Below are 16,998 nucleotides of genomic sequence, written 5' to 3'. Positions count from 1 at the left end.
CTATAAGCATGGATCGCGCGACACTTCGCCGCAGCCTGTAGCGCATGTGATCGACGCCTGCGCGCCCCATAAGAAAAACGAGGAGAACGCCATGTCTGCCGCGGACAACAGCCGCTTCGTCATTCGTGACCGAAACTGGCATCCAAAAGCTCTCACCCCTGATTACAAGACCTCGATCCTGCGCTCGCCGCGTCAGGCGCTGGTCAGTATCCCGCAGTCCATTTCCGAAACCACCGGCCCGGATTTCTCGCATTTGAAATTCGGCCAGCACGATAACGACCTGCTGCTCAATTTCAACAACGGTGGGCTGCCCATCGGTGAGCGTATCCTGCTGGCCGGGCGGGTCTGCGATCAGTACGGAAAGCCGATCCCGCATACGCTGGTGGAGATCTGGCAGGCCAACGCCGGCGGGCGTTATCGCCACAAGCGCGATGCCTATCTGGCGCCTATCGATGCCAATTTCGGTGGCGTCGGACGTGCACTGACCGACAGCGAAGGCAATTACAGCTTCCGTACCGTCAAGCCAGGGCCTTACCCATGGCGCAACGGTCCCAACGACTGGCGCCCGGCGCATATTCATGTGTCGATCAGCGGGCCGTCGATTGCCACACGGCTGATCACTCAGTTGTATTTCGAAGGCGACCCGCTGATTCCGATCTGCCCGATCGTCAAGGCCATCGCCAACCCAGACGCCGTGCAGAGCCTGATTGCCAGGCTCGACCTGGGCCTGGGCAATCCGATGGATTGCCTGGCGTATCGCTTTGATATCGTGTTGCGCGGCCAGCGCAAGACTCATTTCGAAAACTGCTGAGGAGGCCCGACATGCCCGTTCAATTGCTGCAGGAAACCCCTTCGCAAACCGCTGGCCCTTACGTTCACATCGGTCTTGCACCGCAGGTGGCCGGCAACCCGACCCGCGAGCTGGAAATCTGGAACGAGATGGCCAGGCCCGAGGCGCCCGGCGAGCACATCGTGTTGCTGGGCAACGTCTTCGACGGCAACGGTCACCTGATCCGTGATGCCTATCTGGAGTTCTGGCAGGCGGATCATCAGGGCGCGTATCACAGCGAATTCGACCCCGACAGACCGTTCAACGGATTTGGTCGCACGGCAACTGCGGACGATGGCCAATGGATCCTCAAGACCATCAAGCCAGGCTCGGCGCGCAATGCGGCGGGCGTGCCGATGGCGGCGCACATCAATGTTTCGCTGTTTGCGCGGGGCATCAATATTCATCTGCAGACGCGGTTGTATTTCGACGACGAAGCCCAGGCGAACGCGCAGGACCCGGTGCTCAATCTGATTGAGCAGCCCCCGCGTCGTGAAACCCTGGTGGCACGCCGCTGCACGCATGAGGGGCAGACGGCCTATCGTTTTGATATCCGCGTGCAAGGTGAAGGCGAGACAGTGTTTTTCGATTTCTGAATCGCTTGTCGATTCAGAAATCAATGTGCGTGCGTTTCAAGGCGCCTGCATCGGCAGGCGACCCTATAAAAATAAAAGGATCCCTCCATGACGCTTTCCGCCGGCAGCCCCGCGTCGAGTACGCTCGACGTTCAGGCCTTTATCAATGCACAACCGCTATCCGGGTATCAGTGGAGAGTGGTTGCGCTGTGTTTTCTGATCGTGTTTCTCGACGGCCTCGATACTGCCGCAATGGGCTTCATTGCACCCGCGCTCAGCCAGGATTGGGGGATCGATCGGGCCAGCCTGGGGCCGGTGATGAGCGCTGCGCTGATCGGCATGGTATTCGGCGCGCTGGGTTCCGGCCCGCTGGCCGACCGCTTCGGGCGCAAGGTGGTGCTGGTGGTCGCGGTGCTGCTGTTCGGTCTTTTCAGCCTGGCCTCAGCCTACAGCAGCAACATCGATCAATTGCTGGTACTGCGCCTGTTGACCGGGCTGGGGCTCGGCGCGGCGATGCCCAACGCCACCACCTTGCTGTCGGAATACACCCCCGAGCGGCTCAAGTCGCTGCTGGTGACGAGCATGTTCTGCGGTTTCAATCTGGGCATGGCGTGCGGCGGTTTTGTATCAGCCAAACTGATCCCCAGCATGGGCTGGCACAGCCTGCTGATGTTGGGCGGTATCCTGCCCATCCTGCTGGCGGTGGTGCTGATGGTCTGGCTGCCGGAGTCGGCGCGATTTCTGGTGGTACGCAATCGCGGTGCAGAGCGGATTCGCAAGGTGCTGGCACCGATTGCGCCCAAGGCGCTGGCCGGTATCACTGATTTCAGCGTTCCCGAACAGAAAACCGTCAGCAGCCGTAATGTGCTGAAAGTGATTTTCTCCGGCAACTACAGTGCCGGCACGCTGTTGCTGTGGCTGACGTATTTCATGGGTCTGGTCATCGTCTACCTGCTGACCAGCTGGCTGCCGACGCTGATGCGCGACAGCGGGGCGAGCATGGAACAGTCGGCCTTCATCGGCGCGCTGTTTCAGTTCGGCGGGGTGTTGAGTGCTGTGGGCGTGGGCTGGGCGATGGATCGTTACAACCCGCACAAGGTCATTGGTTGTGCCTACGCACTGGCGGGGGTGTTCGCCTGGCTGGTCGGGCAGAGTCTGGGTAATGTCGCGCTGTTGGCGACACTGGTGCTGCTGGCCGGCATGTGCATCAACGGCGCGCAGTCGGCAATGCCGTCGCTGGCAGCGCGTTTTTACCCCACTCAGGGGCGTGCCACGGGCGTGTCGTGGATGCTCGGGATCGGCCGTTTCGGGGCCATTCTCGGCGCCTGGGCCGGTGCCACGCTGCTGGGCCTGGGCTGGACGTTCGAGCAGGTGCTGACCGCGCTGGTCATCCCGGCGGCGCTGGCCGCGATAGCGGTGCTGATCAAAGGCTGGGTCAGCCATTCGGACGCTACCTGAAACCTTTCAATCTGGAGTGGTGATGTGAACAGAGCGAGCAATCAACTTTTCGATGCCTACTTCATGCAACCCGAAATGCGCGAGATCTTTTCCGATGAAGGCCGGGTGCAGGGCATGCTCGATTTCGAGGCTGCGCTGGCCCGGGCACAGGCGCGCGTCGGCCTGATCCCGCCCGAGGTGGTCGCCGACATCGAGCTGAGCTGCGACGCACGGCTGTTCGATTTCGACGCGCTGGCAATCGCCATCGGCAGTGCCGGCAATTCAGCGATTCCGCTGGTCAAGGCGCTGGGCAAACAGATTGCCGCACGCAGCGCTGAAGCTGAGCGCTACGTGCACATGGGCGCGACCAGTCAGGATGTGATGGACAGCGGGCTGGTCCTGCAACTGCGTCGAGCCATCGTGCTGCTTGAGCGTGACCTCAGTCGACTGGCCGATGCGATGGCTGAGCAGGCACAGCGTCATGCCGGCACGCCACTGGCCGGACGTACATGGCTGCAGCAGGCCACGCCGGTCACCCTGGGGATGAAAATCGCTGGCTGGCTGGGCGCAGTCACTCGCCATCGACAGCGCTTGAACGAGATCAAACCGCGCCTGCTGTGCCTGCAGTTCGGTGGTGCGTCCGGCAGCCTCGCGGCGCTGGGCGATCAGGCCTTTTCGGTGGCCGAAGCGCTGGCCGATGAATTGCAACTGGCATTGCCCGAGCAGCCCTGGCACACCCAGCGCGACCGACTGGTGGAGTTTGCCGGTCTGTTGGGCCTGATCGCCGGCAGTCTCGGCAAGCTGGGGCGCGATGTGAGCCTGTTGATGCAGACCGAAGTGGGCGAGGTCTTCGAGCCTTCGGCGCCGGGCAAGGGCGGATCTTCGACCATGCCGCACAAACGCAACCCGGTCGGTGCTGCAGTCATGATCAGCACCGCCACCCGCGCACCGGGTCTGGTGGGCACGATGCTGTCGGCCATGCCGCAGGAGCACGAACGCAGTCTGGGCCTGTGGCATGCCGAGTGGGAGACCTTGCCGGAACTGTGCTGTCTGGTCTCCGGTTCCCTGCAGCAGGCCTTGCAGGTGATACCCGGTCTGCAGGTCGATGCCGAGCGCATGGCGATCAATCTTCAATCCACCAAAGGCCTGGTTCTCGCCGAGGCAGTGAGCATTGCCCTGGCTCAGCGCATCGGGCGCGATGCTGCCCACCATCTTGTAGAGCAGTGCTGCCGGCGTGCGGTGGAGCAGGGCGCGCATTTGCGTCAGGTGCTCGGCGAAACCCCGCAGGTCAGCGAGCAGTTTTCTTCTGACGAGCTGGATCGTCTGCTCGATCCGGCCCATTACCTTGGCCAGGCTCGCCATTGGGTCGAGCGCGCCGTGGCCGAACACACAAGGATTTCCCAATGACCGAAGACGAACGTTACGAAGCCGGCATGCAGGTGCGCCGCGCGGTGCTGGGCGATGCGCATGTCGATAACAGCCTGAGCAAACTGACGCCGTTCAATGAAGAATTCCAGGAGATGATCACCCGTCACGCCTGGGGTGATATCTGGACACGTCCGGGGTTGCCGCGCCATACGCGCAGCCTGATCACCATCGCGATGCTGATCGGCATGAATCGCGAAGGCGAATTGCGCCTGCACCTCAAGGCCGCGAAAAACAACGGCGTGACCCGCGAGGAAATCAAGGAAGTGCTGATGCAGAGCGCTATCTACTGCGGCATTCCGGCGGCCAATGCAACGTTCCATCTGGCTGAAGCGGTGTGGGATGAAATGGGCGTGGAGTCATTGCAGGACAATTGAGAGCGGTGATCGAGAACGCTGCCGCAGCGCCCTCGACCACGGCGGCGTCCTGTGCGGATCAGAGCAGTGATAACGGGTAGCTGACGATCAGGCGGTTTTCGTCGAACTGGTTGGTGTTGTAGTCGCGACGCATGGTGGAGTTGCGCCATTTCACTGACAGGCTTCTGAACGCGCCGCTCTGGAACACATAGGCCAGCTCGGTTTCCCGTGCCCACTCTTCGCCGTCGGTGATGGCGCCAGTGTGCACGTTGTCGCCGCTGATGTAGCGGTTCATCAGGGTCAAACCGGGCACGCCCATAGCTACGAAGTCATAGTCATGGCGCAACTGCCAGGATTTCTCCTTGGCATTGTCGAAGCTGGAGTTGTAACTGTCGTTGGCCAAGGTCCCGCCACTGGTGCCGTTGACGCGCATCCAGGCGCTGTCGCCGCTGACTTTCTGCAGGCCCAGGTAAAAGGTGTTGCCACCGTGTCGTGCCGAAAGCAGCGCTGACCAGGTCTTGTTGTCCAGATCGCCGGCCAGAGACTGACCATCGTCCTTGCCTTGGAAGTAGCCAAGGTTGGCCCCCAGCGTCCAGCTGCCCAACGGCTGGCTGTGCAGCAGGTTGAAATATTGCTGGTGGTAGATGTCTTCAAGCTCGGCGTACCACACGCCGACCTGGGTGCGCTTTTCGTTGAACGCGTACTCGCCGCCGCCAAAGTTGAAGCGGTCGGAAGTAAACGCGGTACGGCCATTCAAGGACATGTCTTCCATGCTTGCGTCGTTGCGCGGGCTGTTGCCACGGAACTGACCACCGTAAAGGGTCAGGCCGTCGATTTCCTTGGAGGTGATCTGCCCGCCCTGAAAGGTTTGTGGCAGCGAGCGGCCGTCATCCGAGCGCAGGATCGGCAGCACCGGCATCCACTCGCCGACCTTCAATTCGGTCTTCGAGAAGCGTGCCTTGCCGGCCACTGCCAGACGGCCGAAGTCGTCGGCCGGGCGTCCATCGCCATGGATGGGCAGCAATTGTGTGCCGCCGGTACCCTTGCCGCCGTCTAGCTTGAGCGAGTAGAGGCCCAGTGCGTCGACACCAAAGCCGACGGTGCCTTGGGTGAAGCCGGAGCGGGCGTCGAGGATGAAGTTCTGCGTCCACTCCTCGGCGTAGTTCTGCGTATTGGCCGGGTCGACGAAGTTGCGGTTGATGTAGAAGTTGCGTAGGTTCAGATTGACCTTGGCGTCTTCGACGAACCCGGCACTGTGGCCGCTGATGGGCGTCAGGCTTGCAGCGACAGCCGCCGACAGACCGCAAAGGAGTTTGCAGGGGGAATTCACGCGCATGGAACAGACCTTTTTTGTAGTTATTGAGTCGTGTAACTGGCTGCGATAGTGAAATGGCGTAACGCCCCGTGCAATTGCGAAACAGTCGTTTCGGGCGATTATCGAACGCTAATGAACCGGTTCGAACATTTCCTGCGAGAAGCCGCAAACGTGTGTGCGATGCTCACGGGCAAATATGGGTAGAGAGCGCGTTCGGCCACGGCGTCGGGCTGCTGAAACTTGAACAAGGAAGCGCAATGAGTACTGCCAGCACGCCGTTGTCCGGCGTCAATCAACCTCTCAAAGGTATAGGCTTCATTCTTCTGGCGACTTTTCTATTTGCCAGTCACGACACCCTGTCCAAGTACCTGTCCGGCTTCTATCCGATCATTCTGGTGGTGTGGGCGCGTTATGTGGTGCACACGCTGCTGATGGCCTGCATTTTCATGCCGTCATCGGGGTTGCGGGTGCTGCGTACCAAGCGTCCTGGCCTGCAGGCCTTGCGCGCACTGGCGTTGCTGGGCACCAGTCTGCTGTTTACCAGCAGCCTGATGTTCATCCCGCAGGCAGAAGCGACGGCGGTCAACTTTCTTGCGCCGTTGCTGGTTACCGCGTTATCGGTGCCGCTGCTGCACGAGCGTGTGACGCGCGGGCAGTGGACAGCGGTGGTGGTCGGGTTTGTCGGGGTGATGATCATTATTCATCCGGGCGGCGAGCTGTTTACTCCGGCGATTCTGTTGCCGCTCTCATCGGCTTTGTGCTTTGCGCTGTATCAACTCCTGACGCGGTTGGTCAGTCCGTTCGACAGTCCGACCACCAGCAATTTTTTCGCGGGGCTGTTCAATACGCTGTTGATGAGTGCGCTGGTGCCGTTCTTCTGGGAAGTGCCAGCGCTCAAGCACTTGCCGTTTCTGCTGGCGCTGGGTGCGTGCGGGATGTCGGCGCATTTGCTGCTGACCCAGGCCTTCCGCTTCGCCGCTCCGGCCATGCTTGCGCCGTTTAGTTATTGCCAGATCGTGTTCGCCGGATTGCTGGGCTACCTGGTCTTCGACCACACCCCGTCTCCGACCGCGCAGGCCGGCATCGCCATCATCTGCCTCAGCGGTCTGGCGGCGGCGTGGCAACAGCGACGCAAGGGTGGGTAATTTGCGGCGCTGAAGATCCGATTGACGCCTATGCCGATGTTCAGTTGGCATGTTTTTCCTGACGCCCTGCGTCGCAGCACAATGTCATGCTGCGTCTGCAGGAGGCCGCCATACGTGCTTTTCGATCACGGTGGCACTGACGACGCAGAGTGCGACGTTAGTGACGGCTGAGTCCTGGCGCTGATCCGGGGGTAGCCTGGCAGGACGCCAGGCTAGCCGCACCGGGCCATGGATGGCCCGTTGCGGCGACCCCCGGATCAGTGACAGGGCGAAGGAACCCGACGGAGTCGGGCCGGAAACAGGAGCGGGGACTTTGCTCACTTTGGTCCCTCAAAGTGAGTCGCCGAGGGGCGAAAAGGTGACCTGAGCCGAACGCCAATCCACCTGACAAAGAAAACCCGCTGTGTGACGCAGAGCGTCACGAACTGCATCCCCACGCGGAGCGTGGGGACGATAGCCATTCTAGGTTTCCGGGCTGCGTCAGACGATCACTCGCTGAGCGTCGGAACCTTGCGAGGGGCCATGAAGTACATCCAGATCAGGGCAATGAAATACATCGCCGGGATCATGGTGAACAGCACGTTGTAGTTGTTATTGGTGGCGGTCAGCACCGCACCCACGATCTGCGTCATGAACATCCCGCCGATGGCCGCACACATCCCGCCGAAGCCGAACACGGTACTCATCATGTGCTTGGGGGTGTAGTCCATCACCAGGCTCCAGATATTCGCCGTCCAGGCCTGATGCGCACCCACGGCAAGCGAAATGGCCAGTACCGCCACCCACAGCCCGCTGGCATTGGCCGCGAACACCACGCTGCAGATCGTGATGGCAAAGATCAGCATCGACAACAGCCGCGCAGTCGTCGCACGCATGCCACGACCAATCAGCCAGGACGACAGAATGCCGCCACCGACACTGCCGAAGTCCGCCGTCAGCCAGATCAGAATCAGCGGGATGCCCATCTGAGTCACGCTGATCCCCAGGTTGTATTGCTGATTGAGGAACGGCGGCAGCCAGTACAGGTAGAACCAGAACACCGGAGCAGTAATCGCATACGCCAGCGCGAACGCCCACGTGCCCCGCATCTTCAGGATGCCGGTAAACGGCACCTTGACCGGCGCCGGTTCGACTTCCTTATTGATGTAGTCCAGTTCGGTCTTGCTGACGGTCGGATGCTCTTCGGGGTTGTAGTACTTCAAGCGCCAAGTGATGGCCCAAAGCAGCCCCAGCGAACCCATCGCCACGAAGGCGGCCTGCCAGCCCCAGACCGTGAGGATCACCGGCAGGAGGGCCGGGGTCAGCATGGCACCGACGTTGGTGCCGGCGTTGAAGATGCCGGTGGCCACCGCGCGCTCACCGGCAGGGAACCATAGCCGCGTGGTTTTCACACAGGCCGGGTAGTTGGCGGCTTCGGTCAGGCCCAGAATGAAGCGGCAGACCATGAAGCCGACAGCGGAAGTGGCAAGGCCGTGAGCACCGGTGGCCAGGCTCCACAGCAGCACCGCGAGGAAGAATGCGCGCTTCACGCCAACCTTGTCGATGAAGCGGCCCTGTAGTACGAAGCCGACCGCGTAACCGACCTGAAACCAGAAGTTGATGTTGGCGTAGTCCATCGCCGTCCAGCTCATTTCCTTGGCGAGGATGGGCTGCATGACGCCGAGCGCGGCCCGGTCGATATAGTTCAGCGTGGTGGCGAAGAACACCAGGGCGAGCATGCCCCAGCGAGTCTTGCCTACGGCGAGCGCGCCGCGGATCTTTTCGCCCATCCCGGCACGGGCGGCCTGGGCGACAGGGTTGGTCTGGGTGTTAAGCATGATGTTCTAACCATCCGTTCCAGGACTGTGCTGCTGGCAACAGTCGGACTGAGAAGTCCACTCGATGCAGGCGTTGTGCAGGTAAAGTGATGTCGTAGAACCGTGATTCGACTGGCCTGTAGACTCAGGCTGTCCTCGAAACGATCCGTCGGGCCGACAATTTACAGGTTGGGCCGCGTAAGTGTGTTGGAATGTTTCAGGCGACGCAGACCGTGGCCGGGCTTTTGGCCGGGCGGCTTCGTCGAACAGGACGTCTGGTGAGACGGACGGGTGAGCGGGCGAGCAAAGCGAGAAGGGTGCGCATGAGCAATGTTCCTGTTTTTTGAATTGTTATGGGTTTGCTGCTGATGGAGCGAATATCGAAATGTTGGACTGCGGGTCTATCCTGCAATGTGATGCCGATGTTGAGCATTACGAGATACAGCGTCAATTGAGTAAAACGGCTTTTGTTCGATAATCGAACGTAAAACTAACCGGTTCGTACACTTTATGTTGCTGTAGTGTTTTCACAGGCAAATACTTTACTCGCACCTCTGAATAAGGCCGGGAAAGGCCAGGAATGCGGTGCTGTCCAGTCGCGACCCAAGCAGGTCGCGTTCATCCAGGAGCTGAAAAGCATGCAGCGTTCAATTGCTACCGTATCCTTGAGCGGTACTCTGCCCGAAAAGCTCGAAGCCATCGCCGCAGCCGGCTTTGACGGCGTCGAGATTTTCGAAAACGACTTGTTGTATTACGACGGCAGCCCACGCAACATCAGGCAAATGTGTGCCGACCTGGGCATTGCCATCACCCTGTTCCAGCCGTTCCGCGATTTTGAAGGCTGCCGCCGTGATCGTCTGCAGCGCAATATCGACCGTGCCGAACGCAAATTCGATCTGATGCAGGAACTGGGCACCGATCTGGTGCTGGTCTGCAGCAATGCGTCTGCCGATTCGGTGGGCGACGAAAACATTCTGCTCGATGACCTGGGCCTGCTGGCCGAGCGCGCCGGTGCCCGTAACCTGAGAGTCGGTTATGAAGCGCTGGCCTGGGGCAAGCATGTGAACACCTGGCAACAGGTCTGGAACCTGGTGCGTCAGGTCGACCACCCGGCGCTTGGCGTGTTGCTCGACAGCTTCCATACCCTGTCGCTGAAGGGCGATCCGAGCGCCATTGCGCAGATCCCGGGCGACAAGATCTTCTTCGTGCAGATGGCCGACGCACCGCTTCTGGCGATGGATGTACTGGAGTGGAGCCGCCATTTCCGCTGCTTCCCGGGCCAGGGTGAATTCGATCTGGCCGGCTTTCTCGCGCCGATCCTGCGCAGTGGTTATACCGGGCCGTTGTCGCTGGAAGTGTTCAACGATGGCTTCCGTGCAGCGCCGACACGCGCCAATGCCGCGGACGGCCTGCGTTCGCTGCTCTATCTGGAAGAGAAAACCCGCCAGTTGATGGCGCGTGACGAGCCGGCTGCGGTTCCCGAAATCCTTTTCAAACCACCCGCGGCCAGTACCTACAATGGGGTCGAGTTCCTCGAGTTTGCCGTTGACGAGAGCCATGGCGCTCGACTGTCGGGCTGGCTGCAACGGCTGGGCTTTGCCAAGCTGGGTCAGCATCGCTCCAAGGCGGTCAGTCTGCTGGGGCAGGGTGATATCAGGATTGTGCTCAATGCCGAACCCTATTCCTTTGCCCACAGCTTCTTCGAGGCGCACGGCCCTTCATTATGCGCGACCGCCTTGCGCGTCGACGACGGTCATCAGTCGCTGGAACGTGCGCGTGCCTTCAAGGGCCAGCCCTATCGTGGCCTGGTCGGCCCTAACGAGCGGGAGATTCCGTCGGTCCGCGCGCCTGACGGCAGCCTGATCTATCTGGTGGATAACGCCGCGCCGGGAGAGTCGATTTACGACAGCGATTTTGTCGTCGATCCGCAAGCAGTCGCCAAGGGCGGGTTGCAGCGTATCGACCACATGGCTATGGCGCTGCCGGCCGACAGCCTGGACAGCTGGGTGCTGTTCTACAAAAGCATTCTGGACTTTGAGGCTGACGATGAAGTGGTCTTGCCCGACCCCTATGGTCTGGTCAAAAGCCGTGCGCTGCGCAGCCGTTGTAGCACCGTGCGCTTGCCGCTGAATATCTCCGAGAACCGCAATACAGCCATCTCCCATGCGCTGTCGAGCTATCGCGGCTCGGGTGTGCACCACATTGCATTTTCCTGCGAAGACATCTTTGCCGAAGTAAGCCGCGCCAAGGAAGCGGGCGTACCGTTGCTGGACATTCCGCTCAATTACTACGATGACCTGGCGGCGCGCTTCGATTTCGACGAGGAGTTTCTCAGTGAACTGGCGTATTACAACGTGCTCTATGATCGCGATGCGCAGGGTGGCGAGTTGTTCCACGTCTACACCGATGCGTTTGACGGGCGCTTCTTTTTCGAAATCCTGCAGCGCAAGAACGGCTACGTAGGGTACGGCGCTGCCAACGTCCCGGTGCGTCTGGCCGCGATGGCCAAGGCGCGCAATGTGGCAGCACGTCAGGCGCGTCTGTAAGGCGAATCCGATTGCAAGGCTGCTGCGAGGGTTTGACGCCCTCGCGGCTTCCCTCAGTTGCCGGTCGGCTGCATACTCCGCGCATCACTCGTGGGCATGAGCCAACAATGAAAACTACTGACGACTCCGTTGCCGTTGCATCGAAAGGGCGCAAGAACAATCCGGAAAAAACCCGCGAAGACATTCTGCAGGCCGCCGTTGCCGAGTTTGTCGCCCATGGCCTGTCGGGTGCGCGCGTCGATGCCATTGCCGAACGCACCAAAACCTCGAAACGGATGATCTATTACTATTTCGGCAGCAAGGAACAGCTGTACGTCGAAGTGCTGGAAAAACTCTACGGCGCGATTCGCAACACCGAGAGCCAGCTCAATCTGTCCGAACTCGAGCCTGTGGAAGCGATTCACCGCGTGGTCGAGTTCACCTTCGATCACCACGACAGCAATGTCGATTTCGTGCGCATCGTGTGCATCGAAAACATCCATAACGGCGAGAACGTCAAACAGTCCGAATCGATTCATGCCAAGAGCCAGAACATCATCAGGGCGCTCGACGGCATCCTGCGTCGTGGCGAAGCCAGCGGCCTGTTTCGTGAGGGTGTTCATCCGGTGGACTTGCACCTGATGATCAGCTCGTTCTGCTTCTACCGGATCTCCAATCGCCATACCTTCAGCGAAATCTTTCAGATCGAGTTGTGGAGCGAGGAGGTCAAGCAGCGCCACAAGGCAATGATCTGCGACGCTGTGCTGCGTTATCTCAAGCGCTGACATTTACAACGTGTGGAAGTGCGCCATCATCCGCTCTGCGTCGGCGGACTGGCCGCTGAACAGTTCAAAGGCCTTGACCGCCTGAAACACCGCCATGGTGCTGCCATCCAGGGTACGGCAGCCCAGTACGCGGGCATGCTTGAGCAGTTCGGTTTCCAGCGGAAAGTAAATGATTTCCGCCACCCACAGGTCAGGCCGCAGCAACTCGATCGGCAACGGCGTGCCTGGCAGTTTTGACATGCCGACCGGCGTGGTATTGACCAATCCGTCTGCTTCGGCCATTGCCGCAGGCAGGTCGATGCCCACCTGAGCACGCCCGGCACCGAAGTGCTGGTTAAGGTTGTCCACCAGCCGTTGGGCGCGTTGCGGCTCGACCTCAAACACGCTGAGGCGCTCGACGCCTGCGCTCAGCAGCGCATGCGCCACGGCAGCGCCCGCGCCGCCTGCACCCATCTGCACCACCTGTTGGCGTGGGGCCTTGTCCAGGCCGCGCTGAAAACCTTCGGCAAAGCCCAGGCAGTCGGTATTGTGACCGATGCGTTTACCGTCCTTGAACACCACCGTATTCACCGCGCCGATACCGCGTGCTTCATCGGACAGCTCATCCAGTAACGGGATGACCGCCTGCTTGCAGGGGAAGGTGATATTCAGGCCGGTAAAGCCACACTGTCGGGCGCCTTCAAGCAGCCGGGGCAGGGCATCAACGTCCAGTTGCAGGGCGTCGATATCGATCAGCCGATACAGATAGCGCATACCCTGAGCATCGCCTTCACGCTCGTGCATGGCAGGTGTCCGCGAGGCCTGGATGCCCGAGCCGATCAGGCCGGCGAGGATGGAAGGTTTTTCAGCGTGAGTCATAAAATACATCTCTTGTTTTTGTGTCACTGCCCGGTTGACTGCAGGTGTTAAACGGAATGTACCAGATGGTTAATAGTGCCGCAGGCAGAAGTCGATTACCACGCAGCGATGTTGTGCGGTGATCGCACTAATCAGTGATAATCCACGGCCAGCCGCTTCAGGCTTACACGAGTTCGAGTCCCCCGCATGTCCGAGTCCGTCTTCAGCGCCGCACAGCAGCAAGCCAGTACGTTGTATCTGCCACCGGGCTCGTGGGCCACGGTGCTCGATTGCCTGTGCGCGAAATTTCCGGCCATCAGCCGCGAACAGTGGCTGGATCGGTTTGCTCGCGGCCGGGTGCTGGATGAAAACGGCAAGGCCATCGCGCCTGATCTGGCGTACCGGGAAGGGCTGCGTGTTCACTACTTTCGTGAGGTTGCCAACGAAACGCCGATCCCTGTGGTTGAAACGATCCTCTACGCCGATGAGCATCTGGTGGTGGCTGACAAGCCGCACTTTCTCCCGGTGACGCCCGCAGGCGAATACGTCGAGCAAACCTTGCTGCGGCGCTTGATTCATCGCCTGGGCAATCCTGATCTGGTGCCGCTGCACCGCATCGACCGGCACACCGCGGGGCTGGTGCTGTTTTCCGCCAACCGACAGACGCGCTCGGCTTATCAGACATTGTTTCCCACCCGGCGCATCGACAAGTTTTATCAGGCCATTGCGCCAGCGCTGCCGGAGCTGACATTTCCGCGTTTGCACGAGAGCCGTCTGGTCGAGGGTGAACCGTTCTTTCGCATGCAGGAAGGTGTCGGCGCGAGTAACACCCGTACGCAGATCGAGGTGCTTGAGCGGCAGGATAAATTGTGGCGTTACGGGCTTTACCCGGTGACCGGCAAAAAGCATCAGCTGCGTGTACACATGGCTGCACTGGGCGCTGCCATCTGCAACGACCCGTTTTACCCGGACGTGGTGAAAGACCCTGTGGACGACTATCGGAATCCGTTGAAGCTGCTGGCCAGCAGCTTGCGCTTCGTCGACCCGCTCAATGGCGAACAGCGCCACTTCGAGAGCCTGTTGCAGCTCGACTGGTAGTACAGGAACAGTGAAATGACAGGTAAAAAAAACCCGCACTCGGCGGGTTTTTTCAAATCAGTAACGCGACGCCCGGATCACAGATCCTTGACGGTACGTACCTGATCCTTGTTGATGCGGGTCTGCTTGCCGTCGAGTTGCTTGAACTCGTAGAAGCCAGAGTCTTCATCGTACTTCGGCGTGTCGACAGCCTGGATTTCACGACCATCGTTCAAGGTGATCACAGTGGGCGATGCGCAGCCGGCGAGGGAGGCAATGCTCAGTGCAAGCAGGAAGGCAGCGGGAAGGGTCCGTTGTTTCATTACTGTGTCTCCAGATGGATTCTTGATTTGCTGAACTCTCAGACGGATACACCGTCAGCAAGTTCCGTATACACCCGCAGCAACTTCAATGACCAGTCACTTGTTGCGGTTTTCACTGATCCCGGTCAACAGACAGGGAGTGTTCAGGTTGGCCAGGCGTGGATCGCCGGCTTCCAGTTGCAGAGCGACTGGCTGCAGCGGTTCCAGAGCCCGTCTCGGGCTGCGTTCGCCGGCCTGCCATGCGGCTTCCAGCGTTGCGGCGTGAGCGACAGGGATCATACCTAAAAGCGGCTGCCAGTGCTGACCTTCACGCACCATTATCGGTCGCTCCGGGTATTCAGCGGCTTTTTCACGCAATGCGTGCAGCAACGCCTTATCGACCAAAGGTACGTCGCAGGGCAGGATCAGCAACCATCGATGCCGCGCCAGAGGCAGTGCGGCGCGAATCCCGGCCAGAGGACCGTTGAAGTCAGTATCGTCGTCCTGCACCAGTCGATCGGCGTAACGCGCATAGTGATCGATATTGCGATTGCAGGAAATGATCAGGTCGTCGGTCAGCGGCCGGGCCAGTCGGTGCAGATGTTCGATCAGCGCAGTGCCCTGCCACTCGATCAGGCCCTTGTCACGCCCGCCCATGCGCTGTCCCCGGCCTCCGGCCAGCAGCAGAATCGAGCAGGGCGGCAGTGGGGCAGGAACATTCATCAAACACTCGTCGGGCAGTCAAAAGGAGTGCTGTGATATAACACCCGCCTGTTTTCTTAACAACTGGATGAGGCCATGAAAGCCAAGGCTGACACACCTTTCGTACCCCTTAATATCGCCGTACTGACCGTCAGCGATACCCGCACCCGTGAAACCGATACCTCGGGGCAGATGTTCGTCGACCGCCTGACCGACGCAGGCCACGGTCTGATCGAGCGCGTGCTGCTCAAGGATGACCTGTACAAGATCCGCGCTCAGGTAGCGACCTGGATTGCCGACGATCAGGTGCAGGTCGTGCTGATCACCGGTGGCACCGGCTTTACCGGCCGCGACAGCACGCCTGAGGCCGTGGCCTGCCTGCTGGACAAGCAGGTCGATGGTTTTGGTGAGCTGTTCCGGCAGATATCGGTACCGGATATCGGCACCTCGACCATTCAGTCCCGTGCGCTGGCCGGCCTGTCCAATGGCACCCTGGTGTGCTGCCTGCCGGGCTCAACCAATGCAGTGCGTACGGCATGGGACGGCATTCTTGCCCAGCAACTGGATTCGCGCTTCCGGCCTTGCAACTTTGTACCTCACCTCAAGCAGGCCGAGCCCTGTGCGACCCGTGGTTGAGTGCTCATGAGCAACGAGCCGAAAACCCTGCTGCCTGTTGAAGACGCCATTGCGCGTCTGTTGAAGATGGCTGAGGCCACGCCGATCACCGAGCGCGAAAGGGTCTCGCTGGCTGATGCCGAAGGCCGGGTACTGGCAGTGGATCTGGTCTCCACGCTGGATCTGCCGCCCTGGCCGAACAGCGCCATGGACGGTTATGCCTTGCGCGCGGGGGACTGGCACGGCGAGCCGTTGACGGTCAGTCAGCGTATCTTCGCCGGTCAGGCCCCCGAGGCTCTGGCCCCTGGCACCTGTGCGCGTATTTTCACTGGCGCGCCGATGCCGGAAGGCGCTGACTGCGTCGAGATGCAGGAAAATGCCGAGGTGCTGGCGGATCAGCGTGTGCGGTTCAACGAACCGCTGGGTGTCGGGCAGAATATTCGTCCGCAAGGCCAGGAAACCCGGGTCGGTGATGCCGTGCTGGCCGCCGGCACGCGGCTGGGTCCGATCGAACTGGGTCTGGCGGCCTCGCTGGGCCTCGCCGAGCTTGAGGTCATTCGTCGCGTGCGGGTCGCGGTGCTGTCCACGGGTGATGAGTTGATTGAGCCCGGTCAGCCGTTAGGGCCGGGGCAGATCTACAACAGCAACCGGGTATTGCTGTGCAGCTGGTTGAAGCGGCTCGAATGCGAGGTGGTGGATGCAGGCATCCTGCCGGACGATCTGGAAAAGACTCGCGCTGCGCTGGCGAATCTGCAGGGTGTCGATCTGATTCTCTCCACAGGCGGAGTGTCCGTGGGCGAAGCGGATTTCCTCGGCCACGCATTGCGTGAAGAGGGTGAGCTGACGCTATGGAAGCTGGCCATCAAGCCTGGCAAGCCGCTGACCTTCGGGCATTTTCGGGGTGTGCCGGTAATCGGTCTGCCTGGCAATCCGGCCTCTACGCTGGTCACTTTCGCCCTGTTGGCCAGGGCTTACCTGCTGCGTCGCCAGGGCGTGATCGACGTCGCACCCTTGCAGTTCCCGGTGCCCGCCGGGTTTGTCTGGACGCGTCCTGGCAATCGTCGCGAGTACCTGCGCGGTCGTCTGGAGCAGGGCCGGGCCGTGGCTTATCGCAATCAGAGCTCAGGAGTGCTGCGCAGCGCTGCGTGGGCCGATGGTCTGATTGAAGTCCGCGAAGGCTCGACCGTGGCCGAAGGTGACTGGGTCAACTTCATCCCGTTGAGTGAAGTGCTCGGCTGAGTGCATTCGAATGGTGGGGCGGGTAAGCATAAGCTACT

16 protein-coding genes are annotated in these 16,998 nt (G+C 60.5%); 11 read left to right on the top strand and 5 right to left on the bottom strand.

Annotated elements, in window-relative coordinates:
* The first annotated feature begins 91 nt into the window (after positions 1-91).
* The 5 genes from pcaH (at position 92) to pcaC (ending at position 4,643) form a co-directional block, all read left to right on the top strand.
* Positions 92-811 (top strand): protocatechuate 3,4-dioxygenase subunit beta, encoded by a 720-nt coding sequence (pcaH, locus tag JOE29_RS14085; protein ID WP_003392994.1) that lies wholly within the window; start codon positions 92-94, stop codon positions 809-811.
* An 11-nt stretch (positions 812-822) separates the two neighbouring features.
* Positions 823-1,425, top strand: coding sequence for a protocatechuate 3,4-dioxygenase subunit alpha (pcaG, locus tag JOE29_RS14080; RefSeq protein WP_003366941.1), 603 nt, complete (start codon positions 823-825; stop codon positions 1,423-1,425).
* Between the two features lie 87 nt (positions 1,426-1,512).
* A complete protein-coding gene (locus JOE29_RS14075; RefSeq protein WP_044311545.1) occupies positions 1,513-2,862 on the top strand; it encodes an MFS transporter in 1,350 nt (449 codons plus the stop codon).
* Positions 2,863-2,886: 24 nt separating this feature from the next.
* Entirely contained in the window at positions 2,887-4,248 is a 1,362-nt protein-coding gene (locus tag JOE29_RS14070; protein WP_044311544.1) for a 3-carboxy-cis,cis-muconate cycloisomerase, read from the top strand.
* Positions 4,245-4,643 carry a 4-carboxymuconolactone decarboxylase gene (gene pcaC / locus JOE29_RS14065; protein ID WP_003315610.1) on the top strand — a complete coding sequence of 133 codons (399 nt, stop codon included), beginning with the start codon at positions 4,245-4,247 and terminating at the stop codon, positions 4,641-4,643. The genes JOE29_RS14070 and pcaC overlap by 4 nt, the downstream gene beginning before the upstream one ends.
* A gap of 58 nt (positions 4,644-4,701) precedes the next feature.
* Here pcaC and JOE29_RS14060 read toward each other — a convergent pair whose 3' ends face one another.
* Complete coding sequence (locus tag JOE29_RS14060) at positions 4,702-5,958, bottom strand: OprD family porin (protein WP_044311543.1); 1,257 nt, start codon at positions 5,956-5,958, stop codon at positions 4,702-4,704.
* Positions 5,959-6,194: 236 nt separating this feature from the next.
* On the opposite strand from JOE29_RS14060, the gene JOE29_RS14055 reads away from it, so the two are divergent.
* Positions 6,195-7,082: a DMT family transporter gene (locus tag JOE29_RS14055; protein ID WP_003423758.1), complete on the top strand. Its 888-nt coding sequence runs from the start codon at positions 6,195-6,197 to the stop codon at positions 7,080-7,082.
* Between the two features lie 488 nt (positions 7,083-7,570).
* Here the strand turns inward: JOE29_RS14055 and JOE29_RS14050 are convergent, their stop codons facing one another.
* Entirely contained in the window at positions 7,571-8,899 is a 1,329-nt protein-coding gene (locus tag JOE29_RS14050) for an MFS transporter (RefSeq protein WP_003423759.1), read from the bottom strand.
* A 617-nt stretch (positions 8,900-9,516) separates the two neighbouring features.
* Here JOE29_RS14050 and quiC point away from each other — a divergent pair.
* Positions 9,517-11,424, top strand: coding sequence for a 3-dehydroshikimate dehydratase QuiC (gene quiC, locus JOE29_RS14045; RefSeq protein ID WP_044311542.1), 1,908 nt, complete (start codon positions 9,517-9,519; stop codon positions 11,422-11,424).
* 107 nt (positions 11,425-11,531) lie between these two features.
* Entirely contained in the window at positions 11,532-12,188 is a 657-nt protein-coding gene (locus JOE29_RS14040) for a TetR/AcrR family transcriptional regulator (RefSeq protein ID WP_024665557.1), read from the top strand.
* 3 nt (positions 12,189-12,191) lie between these two features.
* Here JOE29_RS14040 and JOE29_RS14035 read toward each other — a convergent pair whose 3' ends face one another.
* A complete protein-coding gene (locus JOE29_RS14035) occupies positions 12,192-13,046 on the bottom strand; it encodes a shikimate dehydrogenase (protein ID WP_074997711.1) in 855 nt (284 codons plus the stop codon).
* A gap of 186 nt (positions 13,047-13,232) precedes the next feature.
* On the opposite strand from JOE29_RS14035, the gene JOE29_RS14030 reads away from it, so the two are divergent.
* The gene (locus tag JOE29_RS14030; protein ID WP_003423764.1) at positions 13,233-14,123 is read left to right on the top strand and encodes a pseudouridine synthase; all 891 of its coding nucleotides are present in this window, start codon (positions 13,233-13,235) and stop codon (positions 14,121-14,123) included.
* A 77-nt stretch (positions 14,124-14,200) separates the two neighbouring features.
* Here the strand turns inward: JOE29_RS14030 and JOE29_RS14025 are convergent, their stop codons facing one another.
* Together JOE29_RS14025 and mobA are read right to left on the bottom strand one after the other, a co-directional pair.
* A complete protein-coding gene (locus JOE29_RS14025) occupies positions 14,201-14,425 on the bottom strand; it encodes a YgdI/YgdR family lipoprotein (RefSeq protein WP_003315600.1) in 225 nt (74 codons plus the stop codon).
* A 96-nt stretch (positions 14,426-14,521) separates the two neighbouring features.
* Positions 14,522-15,127, bottom strand: coding sequence for a molybdenum cofactor guanylyltransferase MobA (gene mobA / locus JOE29_RS14020; RefSeq protein ID WP_210079621.1), 606 nt, complete (start codon positions 15,125-15,127; stop codon positions 14,522-14,524).
* A gap of 75 nt (positions 15,128-15,202) precedes the next feature.
* Here mobA and moaB point away from each other — a divergent pair, with 75 nt between their 5' ends.
* Both moaB and glp read left to right on the top strand, forming a co-directional pair.
* Positions 15,203-15,742, top strand: coding sequence for a molybdenum cofactor biosynthesis protein B (gene moaB, locus JOE29_RS14015; RefSeq protein WP_002553131.1), 540 nt, complete (start codon positions 15,203-15,205; stop codon positions 15,740-15,742).
* Positions 15,743-15,748: 6 nt separating this feature from the next.
* Positions 15,749-16,960, top strand: a complete 1,212-nt coding sequence (glp, locus tag JOE29_RS14010; protein WP_210079620.1) for a gephyrin-like molybdotransferase Glp — start codon at positions 15,749-15,751, stop codon at positions 16,958-16,960.
* Positions 16,961-16,998 lie beyond the last annotated feature (38 nt).

The organism is Pseudomonas sp. PvP009 (genome assembly GCF_017832995.1).
Lineage (GTDB): Bacteria > Pseudomonadota > Gammaproteobacteria > Pseudomonadales > Pseudomonadaceae > Aquipseudomonas > Aquipseudomonas syringae.
This window is presented reverse-complemented; position numbering and strand designations above follow the sequence as displayed.